We start from the raw sequence: 21,617 nt of genomic DNA, 5'->3' as shown, positions 1-21,617 counted from the left end.
AGGGCAATAGCGGAATTTTTGATGGGGAAAGGCTGTAAAAGCCGGTGTTCGAACCCACATCTCAGCCACTCGATCCGATGGAACGGACATTCCATCGACATCGAAGTGGCGTAAAACGCCGATACTATCGGGCCGAATACCCCCACCGGCCGACAATGGAGAACCAGCATGCCCTCGATGTACAGCTTCTCAGTTCCCGTCTTTCAACGCGGTCTTACGATCCTTGCGACCTATCTCGATGCTATCGAGACCTATGCCGCGGAGAAAGGCATCGACCCAAAAGAGCTTGTCGGCGCACGGCTCATCGATGACATGCTGCCGCTCTCCGGTCAGTTCCAGCGCGCCTCTGACAGCGCCAAGCTTGCCATTGTCCGGTTGACCGGCGTCGAGGCGCCGCGTTTCGAGGACAATGAGACGACCGTTGCCGAACTGCGCGAACGCCTGAAAAAGACACAGGATTTCCTGGCGACGATCACGCCGGAGACGATGGCGGGCAGTGAAAGCCGTGAAGTGACGATTTCGCCCGGCGGCAAGACGATGGTCTTCACCGGTGAGAACCTGCTCGCAAGCTTCGCCCTGCCCAATTTCTTCTTCCACATCACGACCGCACACGCCATCCTGCGCAGCCGCGGCCTGCCGGTCGGCAAGATGACCTATCTTGGTGCGTTCTCTTGATGGACTACTGCTGAACGTTGATTAGGGCCGGCGTGAAACCGGCCCTTTTTCTGTCAGCTCGGTATAGGCAAGCGTCTGGTCGAGATGCTGCGCCCGCAAGGACAACAGCTTTTCGGCATAACCCAGCCGCACCGCCGCATAATCAGCGTCAGCGGCAACATTGGTCAGCTCCATCGGATCCTTCGCCAGATCGTAGAGCAGCGGCGGCAGACCGGCAAAATGCACGTACTTAAAACGCTCGTCCCTGATGACGGCGAGATTGCAGGCATTCGACTTCAACCCGAAATGCCGCTCCGCCTCGCCCTTGGCGATATCGCGGAAATCGAACTCCCAGAACGCCGCGTCGCGCCAACCCTCCGGCTCGCCGCCCTCCAGAAAAGGCACGAGTGTCCCGCCATCGAGATGATTGTCGGGCACGAGGCCAAGCCGGTCGCAGAGAGTCGGAAAGATATCGGCGGCACTGGTGAAGCGTTCGACCTGCCGGCCCGCACCCGCCGGATGGCCGGGATCACGGATGACCAGCGGCACATGATAGCTGCCGTCGAAAAAGCCGCCCTTGCCGAGCATCCAGTGATCACCCATCATTTCGGCATGGTCGGAGGTGAAGATGATCAGCGTATCGTCCCAGGCTCCGACATTCTTGAGCGCCTGCCAGATCCGCCCGAGCTGCGTGTCCACCTCGGCGATCATGCCGTAATAAATGGCGCGGATGGCCGATAGATCCTCTGATGTCCAGTCGCTCGCAGATCCTTCACCGCCATAAATGAAGCTGTCCTTGCCGATCAGCGGCAAGGCGAAGGCGAGAAGGGGATGAACCGCCTGTTCCGCCTCACGATTTGCAGCACGCGCAAAGGCCGGTCCGTCGCTTGGTGTAAACATGCGATTATAGGGTTCCGGCACTGAAAACGGCGGATGCGGCCTCAGGAACGAGACATGCGCGAACCACGGCGCGTCCTGTTCGCCGAGCCAGCGGATGAATTCGCCGGCGAGAAAGGCCGTCTGTGTCTCATCCTTGGAATAGGCCGGCGCAGCATCGGAAATTTCGCCAGGCGTTGCCCCGACGGGAATATGGATATCGCGGCTCGTCGCTTCCGGATGGCCGCGCGAACGCAGCCAGGAAAGCCACTGCTTCTCATGCTCGGGCAGGAGTTGGCGGGCACTGAAGCCGGGGAGCACACCTTCATAGGTGGTCAGATGCGGATCGTTCGGATCCATGCCGCGCGGATCGGGAGCCGTATCGGTATAGCCAAACAGCGTCGGATCGTAACCGCCGCGCCGGGCGGCAAGCGCCAGATTGTCGAACCGGGCATCCAGCGGCGATCCATTGCGGCAAACGCGATGGTTCATCTGATAGAGGCCGGTATAAAGCGTCGCTCGCGCCGGCGAACAGGGTGCTGTGCCTGCGAAATGCCGGGTAAACAACACTCCATCTTGCGCTAACGCATCGACATTCGGCGTCTTCACGCTGGCATGGCCGACAGCGGAGAGGCAATCACCCCGCCACTGATCGGCCGATATCAGCAACACATTGGGGCGCTTACCCGAGGGACGCCACTCAATGCTGGTTGGATTTGGCATGCCAGTTCCAGGCGGATTCTATGATCCGCGACAGATCGTATTGCGGTGACCAGCCGAGAATATCGCGAGCCTTGTCGTTGTTGGCGACCAGCGTAGTCGAATCACCCTCGCGCCGGCCGACATATTCGACCGGGAACGGCCGTTCCGACACAGTTTCGATGGCTCCCAGCAGTTCCTTAACCGTCGTGCCTGTGCCTGTGCCGAGGTTAAGCGCAACGGACTCGCTGCCCCTGAGCAGATATTCCACCGCCCGCACATGCGCGTCCGCAAGATCGAGGACGTGGATATAGTCGCGCACGCAGGTGCCGTCGCGCGTGTCGTAATCGCTGCCGAAGACCTTGAAGCCCTGGCGGCGGCCGAGCGCCGCGTCGATCGCCAGCGGAATGGCGTGGGTTTCCGGCGTATGCCATTCACCGATGCGCCCTTCGAAATCGGCGCCGGCAGCGTTGAAATAGCGCAGCACCACGGAACGCAGGCCCTTGTACTGATCGTAGTCGGCGAGCGCCTGCTCGACGATATATTTGGTGCGGCCATAGGGATTGATCGGCACCTGACGGTGGCTCTCGTCGAGCGGCACGCTCTGCGGCAGGCCATAGGTGGCGCAGGTAGAGGAGAAGACGAAGGCTCCAATGCCGGCCGCCTGCGCCGCCGCCAGCAGCGTCAGCGTGCCGATGACGTTGTTTTCATAGAAGGAGACGGGATCCTTGACAGATTCGCCCACCTCGATCAGCGCCGCAAAATGCAGGATGGCGGCCGGCTTGTATTTCGCCAGGACTTCATCAAGGCGCGCCCGGTCGCGGATATCGCCTTCTTCGGCCGGACCCCATTTGACGAACTCGCGATGACCGTTGGAGAAATTGTCGTAGACGACGGGCTGGAACCCTTTGTTCGCCAGATCCAGACATGTGTGCGAGCCGATATAGCCGGCGCCTCCGACCACAAGAACCGTTTCCCCTGCCATAGCCATCCCTTCTCAACGATGTACTGCCCAAGCATGCAAGATCGTGCTTGATCCGACGCCTAGAATTAGAGACCTCTGGACGAGTTGCAAGGCAAGAAAAATTTAGGGAGAAACAGGCCGATCCAAAACCGGCATTCAGGCCTGTCGCTATCTCGCCACCACTCATCACCAGCCGGACAACCCGCATCTTCGCTTCCGTTGCACTACCCGAAGGCGGCTCCTCGACAACGGACCCGGATATGAGCCTGTCGTTTCCCTTTAACATCTCCGCACATTCTCAGCGATCAACACCGCGGGCACGGCTGATCGTTCGACGTTGGCGCTCGGCGATAATCTCTTCTGCCCTATCTATGGCGACGGCACGCTGAACTGTGCGCAATTGCCCAAGGAGGGCTTTGAAGGCCGATTGCTGAGACTTTGAGACCATGTTGGCAACACCAGCCTCGTTGCGTGAAATTGCACCCGGTCCGAAGCGAGCATCAAGTGCCTTGCTGACAAGAGAAAATTCCTGCCGGACGTCCGGTGACAACGACCGGACCAGTCGTGCCAACTCACGCGGGTTCTTCTCCGTCTCGGACGTGATGTGACGCAGCTCAGTCTGGGCAATTCTTGTCAACGCTGGAATAGGGACTGCCATCCGCCCCCGCTCGATCACGACCGCCGATTTTTCGTTCTCAAAAGCGCTCAAGTAATATCGACCGAGAGAGTGAATATCAGCACTAACTGCGTCAACCGCCTGCAGCGCTTGCCTGCGCTCGCGACCACCGGCGAGCAGCCTATCCATCGTCCTGCCACTACCGCGTAGAGGGCCATAGGCAGTTGGTTCTGTGGCAACGGCACGCGCAATACGCTCAGGGTCGACCTGCTTGCGCACCAGATCTTCGATTGTCGCCACGGCGGCTGCGGGGTCGCGCCAGATCACGGACGCGGCGGCAGCGAGTGCTGCTCTTGCCTTTTTGTAATGCGCAGTCTCGCTCACGCGCACCCGTGCCTCTTCATCGAGGCTTGCCTTGAATTTTGTAACCGCCGGCAACATCGCAGGTATGCTGTTGAGGTCGTCGGAGGTGGCCGCGGCAACGATCTTGGAAGGATCCCGTTGCTCAGCGAGCTGATGCTCGGCGGCGAAGCGTTTGACAGCAGCAAATATCGCGATCAACTCGGTCCGCTTTTCCTTGCCAATCGCTTCCGGCATGCCCATCGCGATATCGCGCTCTGCGAGCTGATCAGTCTTTTCCGTAAAGGCATTCCATCCGAACCGGCGGCTCAAGGCTTCACTCACCGCCTTGATCTCCTGAACAACGAAACGATCCTCCGCGGCAATGCGCAATACTGTGCGGTTTGCTTCCTGCCCATTCTTCTGCCGGACCGCCTCGACCTCAGCAAGTCGCCTTTTCGCATTGTCGGAAAGGCCTGGCACCGCAATCTCCATACGCAACCGACGCCTTCGTTCGCGACCGTCGAACCGATCCGCCTGCTTGCGAAACTCGGTTGCGTGCGCCCGTGCAAGAGCCGCCAATTCGGGCACCGCGGCCAAGGCGGCGGCCCTCTTCGCTCGATCACCGCGGCCGTCGATCAGCGTGTTGCTGCCCTGCAACGCACCTAGGCTTTGCGGAGAGCGTGACAACCGGTCCGCCATGATGCCTGGATCCAATGCGAGGTTCCATGATTGTTCGTTCAGACGGGAAAGCGCTCTATCTGGCTCACGATAGATTCGCTCAAGCAGCGGACGCAGGATCGCTTCTCGTTCCTTCCATTGAGGAGATGCCAGTTGGGCAAGACGCGCATCTTCCGCAATCGATCGGGTAAAGGATTTCACTGCGGGCAGTAGATCGGAAGCATCCGCGACCGAAGCGGGCAATGCGTTTTTGTGCTGTGTTGCGTGAATAGCGGTATTTCGACCCGAAGTTTCGATCGCGATACCGAAAGCAACGCTTGCCCGCTGCCAGAGCCGCACCACGTGATCACGTTGTTCGGCAAGCCAACTGGATAGCCGCTCAGTCTGCGCCTCGACGGCGTGACTATAATCCGCGATGGTGTCGATGCCGCGCCGCCGAGCGAAGTCGAAAGCCACGGATCGATAAGACGCCTCATTTTCGAAATCGAGCGTCGCCGTCTTTTCGCCGGAGCGCGACAGCCGTTCGACTAGTTGCGCAAAGAGCGCCGGCCGGTGATGTTCGGTGGCAAGCTGCTCCATCCGATCCTCGGCCTTTTCAATTGAATACGCTGTCCAGATATTGCGTTCGACAACACGAGCCTCAAAGTGCTTCGCGCCCGTTTCCTCATCAATGACAGGCACTTTAACGATAACTTTTTCGGTTCCATCCTTGCGCAGGGTCGCGGTATCGCCGATCCTCACGCCGGCATCCTCAAGCGCCTTGGGCAGACTGACGCCCCAAAGGCGATGCGTGGTTCCATCGCCCGTTTTGACGTCAACATAAGGAGAAGGACCGGCATCGTCCTGCTTGCGAAACGTCGCAAGCCCAGTTTCAACAAGCTCGCCGGTGATGCCGGCGGCATGTTCGACACGTGCCGTCTTGCCCCATTCCAACTTTGGCTGAAAATCTTCCATTGCCGCATAAAGATCGACACGCTCGCGATGACGCGTCATGGCAACATAGGTCAGGTGTCGGTCCATCATCCCGCTTGCCAGCACGAAAGCGCGGTCGAAGGTCGATCCTTGGGTCTTGTGAATCGTTGCGGCGTAGCCATGGTCAACATTGCGATAAGTGTCTTCCGCAAACATAACGTCCCGACCATTATCCAACCGAACGAAAAGGAATGGTCTTCCACCCCGATCCGCTGTCGATATCACCGTTCCAAACATGCCGTTCTTGACATGCTGAACAGTTAGATGAGGGGCCCTGGGTTCGACGAACCGCGCATTTTCCAGAAAGATGATCCGGTCGCCCACGGAGAACTCACGTTTGCCGCGCTCGGTGCGAAACGACCGACCCTCCCCGAGCACATCCTGATGCAACATAACCGCGCGGATCGCGTCGTTGAGGCGTCTCACATCGTTATTGGTGTGGGCGAGAACCATCAACTCGTCGCCACGCAACTTACGACCTTCAACCTCTGCCTTGGCAATGGCATCATTGCGAGCGTTGGCCCAGTCGGAGACGATCCGTTGAACCGCATCGTTCCGCGTGTCACTTTCGAGGAGATGGCCATGGGCGCTATAGACACTCAAGGCTTCCTCGACCTTTCCACGGGCAAACAGACGAGATGCATCTCGAGCCCATTCGTGTCTCTGGCGGCGAACGCCGACCAATTCGACAAAGCCGATGCGCTCGACGATGGCACGGAAGGAAGCTCCCGCCTGGATCGGCTGGAGTTGCATCGCGTCGCCGACAAGAACCGCTTTCGCGCCGGCATCCTCGACGCGTTTGAGAAGACGCGCCATCTGTTCCGACGATACCATGCCAGCTTCGTCTAGAACCAACACGTCGCCTTTCTGCAGCAGGTCATGTTCGTTTTCCCAGGCAAGCTCCCAAGCGGCAATCGTACGCGAGCGGATCCCGGAGCTATCATTCAATGCCGCCGCCGCCTTGCCGGCGAGCGCTGCTCCGAGGACGCGTCTGCCTTCTCCTTCCCAGGCGATGCGTGCCACACTCAGCAATGTCGATTTGCCAGCACCCGCAATACCGACGACTGCGACAATGCCGCTGTCAGCTGTGATATACCGGACCGCATCCACCTGTTCGGCGTCCAGGCGGATGACCTTGCCGAGTGTTGCTTCAAATTCAACCATCGCAGCATCAACTTGGGATGACGATACCGCAAAGCCACCGATGTTCGAGAGGTTGAATGCCGACCGTGCCATATGGAATTCGGTCCTGATCGTCGCGCGCGTAGTGAAGACTGCCGGCCGCTCGACCCCACCAGTTTCCGCACTCATCTGCTGCGGCCGCAGCATCACCAAATCATCCGAGGCCATCAGTTTCGCGCGGATATTGGCAAAGACGATTGGATCATCAACATAGCGGTGCAGGGCGCGGGCGATCTCGGTTTCATCGAAAGTCGAGCGCTCATTGCTGAGTTGCCTAAGCAGTAGGCCGGGGTCGGCGGCGAGACGATCCGCCCTCTCGTAACGCTGCGCCAATGCTGCCGGGGCAAAATAGACATCGGCACCTTTGCGCAGACGCGCCGTACGGACAGGATCGAGATGGCGCTGCCCCATTCCCCGCAACCCCTGCTCCTCGTAGGAGCGGCCGTCTATGCGGATATCGTGGCCGGCAAGTGCCAGATGGTGCGTTACCGTTTCAGCCCAGGCAAGCTTCCACTCCTCCATCGTTGCCTTGTTGCCCGCCCACGGACGGTAAATGTTTTTTCCTTTCGGCATGTCGGGGGTTTTGAGGCGCAATGGCTCACCGCTGTCGTCGACGACAGCGACTCCCTTCGGCCCGAATCCGTCCGCTGTCAGTGGACGTAGCGTGGTCATGACGTGGACGTGCGGATTACCCTTCTTGTCGTGATAGACCCAGTCGGCCACCATCCCGCGCGACACCAAATTCTCGCGAACGAAGTCGCGCACCAGGGCGATATTCTCCTTCCTGCTGAGCTCGTTTGGAAGCGCAAGGATGATCTCGCGGGCCAATTGTGCATTACGCCGGGTCTCGAAATAATCGACCGCATTCCAAAGCGCTTCGCTGGCGCCGGCAACCGATCGTCCGTCGATCGCAATTCGCAACCATGCCGGCGTGTCGTCAGGCAGAGCGAGTTCCTCATGGACGAGTTCGTCCGCCCCTGCGGTGTAGCGGAACTTAGTACCCACCTGTTCATCCATCATCTTGGCGCGATGACGATAGGCAGCAGCCGAGACGACGTTGTGTCCCGCTCCGCGGCTAATCGATTTCACTCTCAAAAACATAATAGCCAAATTTGACTCCCTTATTTCAAGCACGTCGATACTGCGGCAGATATCGAGGTATTTGGCGAAAAGACCTATGAAGAGGCAATTTTCAAAGATGCATTCCATTTTCCTACATTATTCGACCTGATTTGACTACCGTATTTAATTCAGTATAAAAGATGCCATCAAACTCGACCCTGATGAAAGAAAGGACAGCCATGCGTGCAAAAACCAAGGTCTCCGAGATCGACACACAGATCGAACTGCTCAAGGAGAAACGCGAGAACATGGTTGCGAAGGCCAACGAACGCTTTGTTCGCGCGGCACTGAAAGCCGGCCTCGCCGAACTGGACATTCCCGACACCGAGCTCAACACCGCCTTTGCCGAGATCGCGGCGCGATTTCGCGATGACGAAAAAAGGGCGACCGGCGCATCCGCTTAAGAGGCTTCATCAACGAATTTTATTTCTCGAACGAAGGCGGCAGCGTGACATGACGAACGATCGCAAGCGCGAAACGCGCGACAAGATCATCTTCGGCGGATTGATCATCAAGGCTGGCTTGAGAAAAGCCGATCGCGCATTCCTGCTCGGCGCTCTGATCGAGGCAAGCCGGATTCCGCTAGGTACGGCGCAATATCGTCAACTACATGAGATCGGAATGGAAGCATTCCGGGCCGACGCGCGCGTGACCAACTCAGAAAGCAAGGGTCTAGCGTGACGGTGAAGTGACGATCGAGCCTAATGCTTCTGAGGGCATTGCGTCAGCGGTGGTGATCACTATGACACTATTTTTCGCGGCATATAGATGGCCGGCGACGACAACGATATTTTCGCCTCGGCACGTCGAGTGGTTCAAGCCTGCTACGCCGGCTATGTTGGCTGTGGCGGTTGATTGAATTTGTGTCTGGCATCGCAGAAATAGGCTCATATCCGTGACGCAATGCCTTAAAGACAACGCCAGCACACACAGGACACGAGTGCACATTCGCGCGTTGAACATTTCGTGCTCGGCCGAATAATAGTCAGGCAATGGTAGATAGACAGAGCAATGCCTAAACCGGCCTTGCCGCCACCCTGCCTGCATGCAACAGAATTCCAGCGAGTGCCAGAACCGGCGGCACGATGAAACATGCGACGCCGATCAACATGAAAAGCAGGGCCGCTGCGGCACAGCCAAAGACAAAGCCGCCAAGCGTCGCCCCCATCCGGCCAAGCCTCGCCTTGGCGGCGGCCTTCGCTTCGGGCTCTACCCCGCGCAGGAGATCGGCGATATCGATCATGATCTGCGTCGTCGTCCCTGTCATCATCGTCGTCGGCGGCGCCGTGCCGAGATGAACGCGGTGCAAGGCGTTCTGAACGGCCATCGCCGACACCAGGGTCATTCCCGTCAGGATCGCCTGCCAGCCGTCGCCGCTAACAAAGGGGCCGAAGCTAAGGGTAAAGACAGCGGCAAGCGCCAATAGCAGGAAATTCAGCATCAGGATCACCGGCAGCACCGGCAAATTGCGCCGAGACAGCTCGCCGCCGAGCAGACGGGCAAGGATCACGACCATGCAGAAGACCGGCAGCGCCAGCAGCTTGGCTGCAGCGCCCGAGGTTCCCAGCACCATCGCGGCGGCGAAGGTAACGAAGTTACCAGTGACATGGGCGGTAAACAGGCCATGCAGGGCCAGAAAGCCGGCGGTATCGACATAGCCGCCATTAATGCTCAGAAGGGTGGGCAGGCTCGGCTTCATCGACAACCTCGTCTCCGCTGCGATCCATCAGAGAGTATGGATCCTTATCACGCGGAAACGAAGATGATGTCTAGCTATTATGCCCCTGTTCCAACGCGGCGATCTCGTCGGACACCTCGCGGATCCTTTCTTTCAAATCCGCCTCGGTGCCATCCTCGATCTCTCCGTCGCCAAAACAATAGCGCGCTATATGCAGCTCGAGCTTGGATTCCAGCTCCGTACGTCGGGCATATAATTGCTTCAGATATTTGTTACGCATAACGAACCACGCATTCCGAGAAAACATGTCTCAGGATACTAAATAAGCATGCGAGCAAAAAGTTTCGATAGATGCGACCAAAAGCACCTATCAGCGCGCCGGCATCATCCGCGCAAGTACACGGTCGCGCAGCACATAATGATGCACGAGGGCTGCGACGGCATGTATGCCGGCGATAGCGATGATCGCCCAGGCGGTGGCGCTGTGCAGCTCGCTGAACAGACGCCGCGTTGCCGGATCGACGATGACAAAGGGCGGGATGGAAAACAGACCGAAGAATTCCGGGTCGCTCGCAGACGCCCAGCGCATCAGGAACCCATAGGACACCTGCGAGATCATCAGCGCATAGAGAACGAGGTGCACGAGGGTCGAGGCCACATGCTGAAGCCCGGAGACGGCGGGCGCCGTGCGCCGATACGTCAGGAGGCGCCAGACGATGCGCAGGACAAGGACGACGGCAAGCAGGATGCCGAGCGAGACATGTAGCGAAATCAGCCCCAGACGCAGGGGCGTGCCGCGATCGGCAAAATCCCAGACCTGCGCCATCACAAACAGTGTCAGCACCAGGAGTGCGGTCAGCCAGTGCAGCGCAATGGTGAAAGGGTCATAGCGGGTTGCGCGCTCGTCTGCGGTAGCCCTATTGAAATTGCTCATGATTTAAGATCTCCTTGGGAGGAACGAGCAGCAAACACCTGGGGCCTCCATTTTATTCGGCCGCCTCAAGGTGCCGGGCGACATACGGCAGCGCTTCGCCGATCCGCCTATTGCAAAGCCTCCGCCTGATATTCACATTGATCTGACATGCACCTGAATTGGCACGGTACTGCAAAGATTTGCGCTGACACGCGGCTCGGATATGCGCTAATTCAGGTCGATTGTTCGAGGTAGAGTGTATTGAGCGAAAAAATTGCCGTGATCGGCCTGGGTTATGTCGGGCTGCCCGTCGCGATTGCCCTGGCCGGAAAATTTCCCGATGTCGTTGGTTTCGATATCAAGGCGTCCCGCGTCGCGGCCCTAAAAGCGGGAGAAGACGATACGCGCGAGATCTCGCCGGAACGTCTGAAGGAAAGCGGGCTGCACATCAGCAGCGACATCGAAGACTTGCGCGACCGCGACATCTTCATCGTCGCCGTTCCGACACCGATCGATCGCAACCGGCAGCCGGATCTGCGCCCCATGATTTCCGCCTCGCGCACCGTCGGCAAGGCCCTGAAGAAGGGCGGCATCGTCGTCTATGAATCAACCGTCTATCCCGGCGTCACCGAGGACGTCTGCGGCCCCGTGCTCGCCGAAGTCTCCGGCCTGCGCCAGGGCGAGGATTTCCACCTCGGCTATTCGCCGGAGCGGATCAACCCCGGCGACAAGGAGCACACCTTCGAGCGCATCGTGAAGGTGGTCGCCGGCGACAGCGAGGAGACACTGGAGAGGATCGCCGCTGTTTATGGCACGGTGGTCGAGGCCGGCATCCATAAGGCGCCCAGCATCAAGGTGGCGGAAGCCGCTAAAGTCATCGAAAATACCCAGCGCGACCTCAACATTGCCCTGATGAACGAGCTCTCGATCATCTTCGAAAAGATGGATATCCGCACCTCCGACGTCCTGAAGGCGGCGCGGACGAAATGGAATTTCCTGCCATTTACGCCGGGCCTCGTCGGCGGCCACTGCATCGGCGTCGACCCCTATTATCTCACCGCCAAGGCTGAGGAGCTCGGCTACCACCCCGAAGTCATCCTCTCCGGCCGCCGCATCAATGACGGCATGGGCGCCTTCATCGCCCAGAAGCTGATCAAGATGCTGGTTTCGGCGCAAAAGCCGATCAACGGCGCCCGGATCGGCATTTTCGGCCTGACCTTCAAGGAAAACGTGCCGGATCTGCGCAACAGCCGCGTCCCCGACATCATCCGCGAGCTGCACCAGTTCGGCATCAAGCCGCTGGTGCACGACCCGATGGCCAGCCATGGCGAGGCGGAGGAGGAATATGGCGTGCGGCTGGCGGCACTCGACGATTTCGGTGAACTCGACGCCATCGTGCTTGCCGTGCCGCACAAATCCTATCTTGTCGACGGCGCGGCGGAGATTCTCAACCTCCTGGGCGAGAACGGCGTGGTGGTCGACGTGAAGGCGGCGCTGGAGCAAGACAACCCGCGGCTCGTCGGGCACGCGGTCTGGAGCCTGTAAGCGTCGCTTAATGATCCCTCGAGGATGCAGCGACGGTCAATCGCAGCCCCTCATCAACTGAATAGGGCGGCGACCAGCCGGTGATCGCCATGGTCTCGCCGATATCGACCTGCAACGACCCAAGAAGGCGTTGTGCCGCCGCACGACGGCCGAGCAGCGCCGCCAGCCCTTCGAGCAGGCCCGGCGGGATAGGCAGCAGCAGAGCCTTCCGCCCCATTGCGGTGGACAGCTTGCCGATCAACTCGCCAATGGAAAGATCTGCACCGTCGCTGATCAGGAACACCCGGTTTACCGCGCCCGGATGATGCGCCGAGAGCAGGATGAAATCGACGAGATTACCGACGAAGACCAGTGATCTACGGTTGGTGACGAGCCCGAAAGGCCAGGGAAACGGCCGCCCGGCCCATTTCATCAGGCTGGCGAAATTCGCCTTCACGCCCGGCCCGTAGACAAGAGGCGGGCGGATGACGACGATCTCCATGCCTGTCTCAGCACCGATGGCAAGGAGCACCTCCTCCGCCTCGCGCTTGGACTGGCCATAGGGATCTTCCGGATGCGGCGTATCGGATGCCCTGAAAGGCTGACCTGGAACAGTTGCCTCGCCATTGACCTTGATCGAGCTCAGAAAGATGAAGCGCTTGACGCCGGCCCGTGCGGCCTGACGGGCCAGATTGACCGTGGCATCGACATTGGCGGCGCGAAAGGCGGCGAGCGGATCGGACGAAGTATCGTTCATCACGTGAACGCGCGCCGCCAGATGCACGACGGTTTCGACGCCCGCAAGCGCTCTCGCCCAATCGGTCGCGCCGTCGAACGTGCCCATGGCTACGAAACCCGGCTTTGGTGCACGGCTGACCGGACGATAATCCATTTGTCGCCTGGCAAGCTCGGCACAAAGCGCCTGCCCGACAAAACCCGTTGCACCCGTAACCAGGATCATGCGCCCATCGTCCCTCAATGACGCCCATGCGTCCGCTCAGGCCATGCTTCGCACATTATCTTCCTGAGAAACAAGGCGCCCTTGCGGGACAAGCCCAGCAAAATTCGTGCTCCGAACGATTGTGCAGAAATGCCTGATATGACATGGACAGCGCAGAAACCATCACCGACGCTGCGAAACCAGCGCCGGTAAAACCATCAGAGACGATGCCCTATACGATCGCCAAGCGCCTTTTCGACTTCCTCGCCGCCTTTGCGGCTGTCGTCGTCTTTTCCATCCCGATCCTGATCGTCGCGGTCGCCGTGCGGCTGACCTCCCCCGGCCCCATTCTTTACTGGTCGAACCGGGTCGGCCGACGAAACCAGATCTTCCACATGCCGAAGTTTCGCAGCATGCGGACCGACACGCCCGCGGTCGCGACGCACCTCCTGAAGGATGCCGACGCCTATCTGACGCCGATCGGCTCCTTCCTGCGCAAGTCCAGCCTGGACGAGCTGCCGCAGCTATGGTGCATCCTAAAGGGCGAAATGAGCATTGTCGGCCCTCGCCCGGCTCTCTTCAACCAGCATGACCTGATTGCTCTACGCACCGAGCGCGGCGTCGACGCCCTGCTGCCGGGTCTCACCGGCTGGGCGCAGGTCAACGGCCGCGACGAGCTGCCGATCCCGCAGAAAGTGGCGCTGGACGAGGACTATCTACAGCGGCGTTCCTTCTTCTTCGACCTCAAGATCATCATCCTAACGGCACTGAAAGTCGTTCGCAGCGATGGTGTGACCCATTAACAAGACTCAGGCAGAAAAAGGCATGGCAGGTGCAAGACCGCCGAAATGCCGTATTCATGCCCCTTTACAGCCCTACTGGCTGTCGTGAATGCTCCGGCATACCAGACGAATCGAACGTGGACGAAGGCGGAGATACCATTGGACGACTTGCGCGCGAAGAAACCGCATGCTGATCCCGCAGCCGGGGCTATCGCCGGCAAGATGACCACAGGCATCATGGCGCAGCCGGTGGCGATCTTTGGGAGCCTGCTCTGGATTCTCGTCGCATCCGCTACGCTTGTGGAAAGCGACGCCTACCGCTATGCCGTCGCCCTGCTCTCGTTGATCGCGCTCTATTACTATCTGAAGGCACCGGTGCGGCCCCGAACCGATTGGATCGGCTGGCTGTGCATGGGCTGGGGTGCCTATGTCATGACCCGCTTCGGCATCACCTATTGGCTGACGCCCGAACACGATATCGGCGCCTCCGACTGGCTTTATGCCTTTCCCTTTTTCTTCCCGATCCTCGGCATTGCGGTCCTGCTCTACGAACCGCTGTTCGAAAAGATCATCGCCGCCTATTTCGCCGCGACCCTCGCGATGCTGATTGCCACGCAGCATTTCCGTGAGGTTTTTGCCGGCGAAACCGTAAAGCCACTGATCATGAACAACCAGATCCACGGCGCCGTCGCCTGCGGCATGATCGTGATCTTCACGCTGTTCTGGCTGCTGCACTATCTGACGGACAAGTCGAGCGACCGCAGGATCGCGCGCTTTGCTTATATCGTTTCGCCCTTCATCGTCGGTCTCTGTTTCATCGCGATCTATGGCGCCAAGTCGAAAGGCGTCTGGCTGGCACTCAGCATCACCCTGCCGCTACTGGCGCTGGTGGCTCTGAGCTATCTGCGCCTGAAGCTCGGTACCATCGTCATCGCCGTTGCCGCGGTCCTGCTCGTCGCCGGCATCTACACCGCGCGCCATAATCTCGACAAGACGGCCGGCCCGACCGTGTCGGCGACCATCGCCATGCTGGAAAGCGTCACCGGCGGTCATGACCTGGGTGGCACAGTGACAAGCACCATCGGTTCCACCGACACGCCGGTACCGATGGACGAGCGGCTGCAGCTCTGGTCGAACAGCTGGGAAGTCTTCTCCTCCGCACCGGTCTTTGGCTGGGGCAACCGCTGGCTGGAGCGCTGGTATCAGACGCGTTATTCGCATATCCAGTATACGCTGCTGCACAACGGCTATCTGGAAATCCTGGTGCGCTACGGCCTGTTCGGCGCCGCCATAATGGCCTTTATGCTCGCGATCTTCATCCGGGCGGTCTGGCGCGCCTACAAGGCCGCCATCATCCCCCGCGCCGCCTGGCACGCCTATTCCGTCTGCCTGTTCTTCTTCTCACTGACGCTGCTCAGCAACTCCAACAACCGCCTAGCTATCGGCGAAAGCCTGGCCTTCGCCAGCTCCGCCTTCGCCTGCTGGTGTCACATGCGGCTGAAGGGCGAGTATTTGGCGATGTCGAAGGTGGAAAGGAAAGATGCGGCGGTGGGAACTTGATCATGACAGTTGCACGAGAGCCTCGATAGCAACACAGAGCACCCCACGATCGAATGTAGGATGGTTCGCCCTTCCGGAGGCATTGATTGTGATGTCGTCGTTTCGAAAGGCGAGTGCGGCTGTTAAGTTTCATGTCCTTTTCAGCCATTTTGCCGTTCACAACGAACCGCGGCTGAAGTGAACAAAGTAAAATGCCGGGACTAAACATCTCTGCGCTCGATCATGGCTCAAAGTAAATCTCGTTCACCCGAAACCGCCCGTCGACCCGCTTGCACTGGACAATGATATCGATTGCGACCTTGAGCAAACTACGAACATCGTTGCGCTCGAGGTCGCGACCTCCTTCCGACTCTTTCACGAGCAACGTCAGTTGCTCGAATGCTAGCGCCGCAGAATCGGCATGCACCGTTGTGATCGATCCAGGGTGTCCTGAATTGACATTGCGGATGTAGTAGAAGGCCGAACCGTCGCGCAGCTCCTGTAAAAGAATGCGATCGGGTCGCATCCTGAGGCACGATTCGAGCAGATCTTTCGCGCTGATTTTCGCCAGCCCCTGCCCTCCTTTCGAATAGAAAAGCCTGACGTGATTGGGCTGTGGGATGACCAACTCCGGCGTATCCTCGATCGAGATAATCCGCTCGTGCTCCGGGATATGCCGGATCAATGCCTTCGACAGGGTGGTCTTGCCCGATCCGGTCGCGCCCGAGATGATGATGTTCTTGCGCGCAAGAACCGCCGCACGCAGAAACGTCGCGTAATTGCCTGCCTTAAGGATCTTGTCCAACTTCGCATCGGAGGATTCGACATGACGGTTCAGCGAGGAGACATTGGAAAATAATCCACCCTCTTCGAGATCATCCAACGTCAGCGTCACTGACGACGGCTTTCTGATCGTGACGCTGACCGTGCCCTTGGTCGTTGCCGGCGGAACAACGACCTGAATCCGCTCTTCATCTGGCAAGGTGGCCGACAAGACCGGCCGGACCTCGTCGATTGCCTGGTTCGAATAGCTTGCAATGGCCCGGGCCAGACGCATGAGCTTCTCGAAGCTAAGATCCGGCAGTGCGTGGTGCTGCCATCCCTTCGTTCCCTCGGTCAGGACTTCACCCGGGCGGTTGATGACGATCTCATAGAGCGACGTATCCTTTAGGAAGCGAGACAGTGGCAAAAGCAATTCACGCACGACACCAGCATCTGAAGCTTCCGCCATCTTCCGCCCTACTTCGTGACAAGCGTCGATCGGGGCCTGAAATCCCCCAATACCGCCCGATCGAGGATCCTGTTGCGGGGTTCGGTGACACGCAGGCTATAGACGCCGGAAAAATCAAGATCGCGGGCGACAAAGATCGAGACGAGTTCGCCCTGATGCTTTGTCAATGTCGGCACAATATTGATAGATTGTTCGACGGCGGTCGCTGCTGCCTGCTGGCCAGCCGTCGTCGTATTCTGCGCTTGAACGTCACTATCCTGCAGCCGGCTGCCGGCATAGGTCGACGCGTCGCCGACGATGGAGAGCAGGATGGCGTTGCCGAAGCGCTCCAACCAATGCGTGTCGACATAGCCATCCATGCCCGCCCGCCCGAGTGCGTCGGTTGCGGGCGAGGCGAGTGTAATAATCACACCTTTTGGCGTCTTTGCCCGGTTCCAAAGCACGAACAGACGCTTCTGGCCGCGGTTCAAGCCGCCTCGATATTCTCCGACGATCTGGGTTCCTTTCTCCATGAGAACCACGCGGCCGTTGTCGGAAAGCACATCGCGGTTGATGACGCAGCTGGCAAAGCCCGGCTGGTCGGAGGCGAGCGCCGTCTCCAGCACGCAGGGAATGGAAGTTCCCATCGCTACGATGAAGTCGCGATTGCCGAGCGTGCCGGCGCGTGACCCTTCCAGATGGGTCGGCGTCAACATCCTGTTGAAACGCTGATCCTCGGTTTCAGGTTGGGAGCCCCCAAGGCTGCCCGGAACAGGTAGATAATTGGAGCCGGGGTCTTGCGATACGGCAGCTGCAGTGTCACGGCGCTGCGATGAGGACTGCTGTCCATTATAGGCCATCACCGGCGCGCGGCGGGCGGAGTCCAGCAAAGTGTCCTCGGCGGGTGTGGCCTGCTCCTTTGGCGCAGGCGTTGGTAGCACCACCTCGGGAAGCGGTGCAGCCGTCTTTACCTCTTCCTTCGCCGGCTCGAAGTCGGCCGTCTGGCGAATGACGACATGTTCGGGCTGGGTTGGCTCGGCCTTTTGCCCGTCACGCATCGACCACAGCGAAAATCCAACAAAGGCGACCATCGCCAGAACCACGGCGCCACGCTTCAGGAATGGACTGGCCTCGGTTCGCGGATTGACATCCGTCTCGGCGCGTTCACCTGGGATACGGTCTTCCGTCTCATCCGCCATGACCGCCTCCTGTTGCGGCACTTGCCGCCTGCGCTTTCATGACACGCTCCACCGAAGGCGATGTCGTATTGGTGTCGGGATCGATGCCCACTGGATCGTAGGCTTCGTTGAAGATGCAGAGCACGTCCCCTCCCCGCCGCAGGATAAACTTGCGGCTGATCGCATGAGCGAGCACGAGATCGCCATCCACCGACTTCGGCACCAGGCTCTCCGTGCCGTCGGAGTTTTCCATATAGATTGCCGGCATTTCCTGATTGCCGGTGAAGGCGAAGGTGGTGATCTTGCCGTTGTCATAAACGGCCTGCGGCTCAAGCTCCGCCGACCCTTGCGCCGTATAGCGCCAGTTGCGCGGCCCATATTGCTCATGCAAAGCCAGTACCGTGTCGGCTTGTCCCGCTTGCGCCGCCCGCGCTCGTGCAGTTGCCTCCTGGCGCCGGCGTTCCGCGTCATCGGCAGGATAGCGGTATTTGACGTAGAAATAGGTGTCCTGGCCGCCGGCGACCGGACCGTCGCGGACCGTCAGCTCCATCTGGTAACTGCGCGTCGAACCATCGCGGCGCGTCGTCACCACCGAGATGTTCGTGACCGGCTGGTTCTCTCGCGCCTTCAGGAAGAGGATATTGCCGGCTGGTGCCACTTCCCAGGCGACCGTGTTACCAAGCGCCACATGGGCGATTTCCTCATCGGCGGCAAACTCCACCTGGACGGAGGAACGCAACGAGCCTACGACCCTGGTGATATTATAAGGCTGATAGTCGACGAAGCGGATGCGGCTGTCCTGGGGCGCACCGCGCGGCGTTTCCAACGCAAGGGTTGCCGATGACCAGCCGGCGGTCAGCAACAGAGCGATCAAACAATGACGTTTCAGATATTTCAATTGATGGCCTCCGGATCGGATCGATAGTCGCTGACGACGAAGCCGAGCGGATTGACCAGCCGATCGGTCGAGGACATTGGAGCGTTCACATAGGCGAAGGTAAGCGTTGCTACCCAATGGGTCGTATGGGTCTCGTCGCCGCGGGTAATGGTGCGCATATAACGAACGGAGACTACCTTGGCGTTGATCAGCGAGATGGAAACAATGCTGATCCGCGATGTGGCACCGCGGCCGTAGATATTTTGCGGGGAATCCGGATTGCCGCCGCGATAAATCGCGGCAAAGCGGGTCTGTTCCGGCGCCGTTGAGAGTAGCGAAACCGTGCGAAAATTCTCCTCCGCCTCGCTCCAGACATAACTCTCGCGGGCACGAACATAGCGGGCGGCAAAATATTTGGTCACCGCTTCGTCGTAGGTGCCAGCGGTCGACGTGAGTGCCGAAACGACATCGACAATGCCGGTGGCATTGTCGACTCTCACGACAAAGGGCTCGACCGTCTTCAGCGGTGTCAAGCCTGCGATAGCTACGGTCGAAATCGCCGCAAGAACACCGGCCGCGGTGGCTACGAACCAGGCAATCCGAACCGAACGCTCCATCTGGATCATGCGGTCCTGATCGAACCGCCGGGCCTTGTCGAAATAAGCCTTGAGACTGTCCGTCGTCACCATCACCGCGGCCCTCCGCATGGACGATAGGAATTGCCGACATCGAAATGCGCGAAGGCGGCGGGAACGATATCCGGCTCTGCCTCGACATAGGCAGGTGGCTTGCCGCCGGACAGTGCTGGTGAAGAGTTAGGAGGTTGCGGCATGGACCGACTATCGCCGTCCCATTGCCACATAGCGCGATTGAGTGGTCGGCGCGAATAGCCGTCGCATTTGGGCAGGGGATAGGAAAGTGACGCGCAGCCGCCGAGCGTTGACGCCACGCAAAAAAGCACGAATATTCGGATCATTCTGAACCAGCCATTTTGTTGTTTGCTTGAAGTTCCACATCAGTCGGTTCTTTCGGAACGAAAGCTGCGGCCAACGGCACGTGCACCCCGACCGGTCGCTCGCGCCATGTAGGTAGCACCTCGGGCAAGCGTGCCTTCATGCGCGTCGCGTGCCGCGCCATAGCCGTAGGTGAGCGACGCCCCGCCTGCGGCAAGTGCCGAAGCAATGCCTGGAAGCTGGTAGAAGACGTAGAGGGCGGCAAGGCAAATGGCGCCGAGCGCGACCGGCCGCATCAACACATCGCTATAGGCTTCGATCGCCATGAAGGTCGCGTCGATGCAGGTGATCAGCAGCGAGCCGATCGCCACGACCAGCACCTGCAGGATCACGAAATTGGCGAGCTGTCCGATCCAGGCTTCGGTAAACCGGCGCGTCGATTGAAACATGGCGAGCGCAACAAAGATTGGGCCGAGGGCGAGCATGATCGCGAGCGCCAGACGTGCATAGAGTGAGACGATATAGCCGATCGCAGCGACCATGAAGCTCGCGACAATGACCAGTATGCCGCCGCAACCGGTGACGATATCGACCGGCCATGAGGCGCGTGCCCAGACTTCCTTCGCACACTTCTGGCCCTTGTCGAGCAGGCTGTCGAAGGTCGAGGCGCTGGGCATCGTGCCGGAGTTCAGCGCCTGCGATATCTCTTTGGGCAGCGTGTCGAAGAAAATATTGCTGATATAGGTCTGGTACTCGCCGGCATTTCTGACGAGCATCAGGATGATGGCAAGCTTCATTGCCCGGAAGGCGAAATCCATGATCGGCTCGTGGACCGATCCACGCAGGATCAGGAAGCCATAGAGGATGACATAGAGTGTCAATGCCGCCGTCAATGGGCCGGTGACCCAGCTGGCGATATTCGACGTACCTGACGATATGAAATTCTCCAGTGGCGCCTTGAACTGCCCATCGACGAAGGCAAAGATCTGATACATGCCTCAGCCTCCGAGTGCTTTGCCCATGCGCTCCAGGCGGGATTTCCAATCGGCCGCCTCGGCATTCATGCAGTTCGGCGTGGCTCGCAACTCCCCGGGATTGCTTCTGCATTTGGCGATGATATCCGACAGCAGCGTCTGGTCGGCCATCAGCTCATCCACCGAATAGATACGCTCGGACTGCTTCGAGCAGCCAGCCAAGCCGATGAGGAATGTCAGAAAAATAAGACGCTTCATTGCAGTGCCGCTCCCATTGTATCCATACGCTTGCGCCAATCCTCGGCCTTGCGCTGTTCATCGACCTGAACCTCGGCCTGCTGCACCATCTGTAACCCCTGCATCCTGAGCATATCGGTCTGGAGAAAGGCCGTTTCGGCCTGCAGCCGCGCCTGCAGATCGGCAATGTCCTTGGCGTCGCTCGCCGAAGAAATCTGCTGGCGCAATTGATCAATCCCGTCGATCCGCTTGGTCGCGGCGTCGTAGATTTGCTGGCCGAGGCTCATCTGCCCTGCATTCTTGTTCTGAAGACGTGACAGTTCCTGGGCATAAAAGTCATTGGCGCTCGTTTTGTAGGTCGAATTGTCGGTCAGGAACTTTGAGGCGGCATCACCAAGCGTGCCTGAACCCGAGCCCTTGAGCAGGCCTTCGACGGCAGAAAAGTCCCCTGGCAATGCCTTGCGGATCGACGGATCGTTCAACAGGCTGGCGACGTCGGCCATATTGGTCAGCTTGTTTAGCGAACCGTAGAGCTGCTGAGCCTGCTGTAGTTGCTGGTTCAGCGCATCGAGCTGCGATTTCAGTTGGGTTATGCTTTCGATCTGCTTGGCAATCGCCGTCTGGTCGATGACGGGGATACCCTGAGCGTCGGCGGCGTAGGAGGAAAGGAACAGTACTATCGCTGTCATGGGAATCATTTTGCTCTG

Annotated in this window: 21 protein-coding genes; 6 read left to right on the top strand and 15 right to left on the bottom strand. The window is 59.2% G+C overall.

What is annotated here, in order from left to right:
- Window positions 1-168: 168 nt before the first annotated feature.
- On the top strand, window positions 169-675 hold the full coding sequence (locus tag RRH01S_RS26475; protein WP_007694714.1) for a DUF1993 domain-containing protein: 507 nt from the start codon (window positions 169-171) through the stop codon (window positions 673-675).
- Window positions 676-696: 21 nt separating this feature from the next.
- On the opposite strand, the gene RRH01S_RS26470 is transcribed toward RRH01S_RS26475, so the two are convergent.
- The 3 genes from RRH01S_RS26470 to traA form a co-directional block, all read right to left on the bottom strand.
- A complete protein-coding gene (locus tag RRH01S_RS26470; RefSeq protein WP_034519662.1) occupies window positions 697-2,253 on the bottom strand; it encodes an alkaline phosphatase family protein in 1,557 nt (518 codons plus the stop codon).
- Window positions 2,231-3,214 carry a UDP-glucose 4-epimerase GalE gene (gene galE, locus RRH01S_RS26465; protein WP_042475404.1) on the bottom strand — a complete coding sequence of 328 codons (984 nt, stop codon included), beginning with the start codon at window positions 3,212-3,214 and terminating at the stop codon, window positions 2,231-2,233. Before galE ends, RRH01S_RS26470 begins: the two co-directional genes overlap by 23 nt.
- 277 nt (window positions 3,215-3,491) lie before the next feature.
- The gene (gene traA, locus RRH01S_RS26460; RefSeq protein ID WP_042475448.1) at window positions 3,492-8,093 is read right to left on the bottom strand and encodes a Ti-type conjugative transfer relaxase TraA; all 4,602 of its coding nucleotides are present in this window, start codon (window positions 8,091-8,093) and stop codon (window positions 3,492-3,494) included.
- 191 nt (window positions 8,094-8,284) lie between these two features.
- Here traA and RRH01S_RS26455 point away from each other — a divergent pair, with 191 nt between their 5' ends.
- Together RRH01S_RS26455 and RRH01S_RS26450 are read left to right on the top strand one after the other, a co-directional pair.
- A complete protein-coding gene (locus RRH01S_RS26455; protein WP_037219233.1) occupies window positions 8,285-8,509 on the top strand; it encodes a TraC family protein in 225 nt (74 codons plus the stop codon).
- A gap of 49 nt (window positions 8,510-8,558) precedes the next feature.
- Entirely contained in the window at window positions 8,559-8,786 is a 228-nt protein-coding gene (locus RRH01S_RS26450) for a conjugal transfer protein TraD (RefSeq protein ID WP_012652908.1), read from the top strand.
- A gap of 334 nt (window positions 8,787-9,120) precedes the next feature.
- On the opposite strand, the gene RRH01S_RS26445 is transcribed toward RRH01S_RS26450, so the two are convergent.
- The 3 genes from RRH01S_RS26445 to RRH01S_RS26435 form a co-directional block, all read right to left on the bottom strand.
- A complete protein-coding gene (locus tag RRH01S_RS26445; protein ID WP_037219236.1) occupies window positions 9,121-9,804 on the bottom strand; it encodes a YoaK family protein in 684 nt (227 codons plus the stop codon).
- A 70-nt stretch (window positions 9,805-9,874) separates the two neighbouring features.
- Window positions 9,875-10,063, bottom strand: a complete 189-nt coding sequence (locus tag RRH01S_RS26440; RefSeq protein ID WP_037219238.1) for a hypothetical protein — start codon at window positions 10,061-10,063, stop codon at window positions 9,875-9,877.
- Window positions 10,064-10,153: 90 nt separating this feature from the next.
- Window positions 10,154-10,717 (bottom strand): cytochrome b, encoded by a 564-nt coding sequence (locus RRH01S_RS26435; protein WP_042475400.1) that lies wholly within the window; start codon window positions 10,715-10,717, stop codon window positions 10,154-10,156.
- A gap of 240 nt (window positions 10,718-10,957) precedes the next feature.
- Here RRH01S_RS26435 and RRH01S_RS26430 point away from each other — a divergent pair, with 240 nt between their 5' ends.
- Complete coding sequence (locus tag RRH01S_RS26430) at window positions 10,958-12,241, top strand: nucleotide sugar dehydrogenase (protein WP_042475397.1); 1,284 nt, start codon at window positions 10,958-10,960, stop codon at window positions 12,239-12,241.
- Window positions 12,242-12,248: 7 nt separating this feature from the next.
- Here RRH01S_RS26430 and RRH01S_RS26425 read toward each other — a convergent pair whose 3' ends face one another.
- Entirely contained in the window at window positions 12,249-13,181 is a 933-nt protein-coding gene (locus RRH01S_RS26425; protein ID WP_042475395.1) for an NAD-dependent epimerase/dehydratase family protein, read from the bottom strand.
- A gap of 206 nt (window positions 13,182-13,387) precedes the next feature.
- Between RRH01S_RS26425 and RRH01S_RS26420 the strand changes: the two genes are divergently transcribed.
- The gene (locus RRH01S_RS26420) at window positions 13,388-13,963 is read left to right on the top strand and encodes a sugar transferase (protein ID WP_012652914.1); all 576 of its coding nucleotides are present in this window, start codon (window positions 13,388-13,390) and stop codon (window positions 13,961-13,963) included.
- Window positions 13,964-14,101: 138 nt separating this feature from the next.
- Window positions 14,102-15,502: an O-antigen ligase family protein gene (locus RRH01S_RS26415; RefSeq protein WP_049783216.1), complete on the top strand. Its 1,401-nt coding sequence runs from the start codon at window positions 14,102-14,104 to the stop codon at window positions 15,500-15,502.
- A 220-nt stretch (window positions 15,503-15,722) separates the two neighbouring features.
- Here RRH01S_RS26415 and virB11 read toward each other — a convergent pair whose 3' ends face one another.
- From virB11 to virB5, 8 genes are read right to left on the bottom strand one after another with little or no spacing between them, the layout of a single operon-like run.
- On the bottom strand, window positions 15,723-16,712 hold the full coding sequence (gene virB11, locus RRH01S_RS26410) for a P-type DNA transfer ATPase VirB11 (protein ID WP_042475392.1): 990 nt from the start codon (window positions 16,710-16,712) through the stop codon (window positions 15,723-15,725).
- A gap of 8 nt (window positions 16,713-16,720) precedes the next feature.
- Window positions 16,721-17,890: a type IV secretion system protein VirB10 gene (gene virB10, locus RRH01S_RS26405; RefSeq protein WP_012652917.1), complete on the bottom strand. Its 1,170-nt coding sequence runs from the start codon at window positions 17,888-17,890 to the stop codon at window positions 16,721-16,723.
- A complete protein-coding gene (gene virB9, locus RRH01S_RS26400) occupies window positions 17,880-18,758 on the bottom strand; it encodes a P-type conjugative transfer protein VirB9 (protein WP_174018552.1) in 879 nt (292 codons plus the stop codon). Before virB9 ends, virB10 begins: the two co-directional genes overlap by 11 nt.
- 5 nt (window positions 18,759-18,763) lie before the next feature.
- Window positions 18,764-19,435, bottom strand: a complete 672-nt coding sequence (locus RRH01S_RS26395) for a VirB8 family type IV secretion system protein (protein WP_042475389.1) — start codon at window positions 19,433-19,435, stop codon at window positions 18,764-18,766.
- Window positions 19,435-19,722 carry a hypothetical protein gene (locus RRH01S_RS35265; protein WP_012652919.1) on the bottom strand — a complete coding sequence of 96 codons (288 nt, stop codon included), beginning with the start codon at window positions 19,720-19,722 and terminating at the stop codon, window positions 19,435-19,437. The genes RRH01S_RS26395 and RRH01S_RS35265 overlap by 1 nt, the downstream gene beginning before the upstream one ends.
- Window positions 19,723-19,761: 39 nt before the next feature.
- Window positions 19,762-20,694, bottom strand: a complete 933-nt coding sequence (locus RRH01S_RS26385; protein ID WP_042475386.1) for a TrbL/VirB6 family protein — start codon at window positions 20,692-20,694, stop codon at window positions 19,762-19,764.
- Between the two features lie 3 nt (window positions 20,695-20,697).
- The gene (locus RRH01S_RS26380) at window positions 20,698-20,931 is read right to left on the bottom strand and encodes an EexN family lipoprotein (protein WP_037219256.1); all 234 of its coding nucleotides are present in this window, start codon (window positions 20,929-20,931) and stop codon (window positions 20,698-20,700) included.
- On the bottom strand, window positions 20,928-21,608 hold the full coding sequence (gene virB5, locus RRH01S_RS26375) for a P-type DNA transfer protein VirB5 (RefSeq protein WP_085946447.1): 681 nt from the start codon (window positions 21,606-21,608) through the stop codon (window positions 20,928-20,930). The genes RRH01S_RS26380 and virB5 overlap by 4 nt, the downstream gene beginning before the upstream one ends.
- Window positions 21,609-21,617 lie beyond the last annotated feature (9 nt).

Origin of the sequence: Rhizobium rhizogenes NBRC 13257, from assembly GCF_000696095.1 — a bacterium.
In the GTDB taxonomy this organism is placed as follows: domain Bacteria; phylum Pseudomonadota; class Alphaproteobacteria; order Rhizobiales; family Rhizobiaceae; genus Rhizobium; species Rhizobium rhizogenes.
The sequence above is the reverse complement of the archived record's forward strand: the minus strand, read 5'-3'. Positions and strand labels throughout refer to the sequence as shown.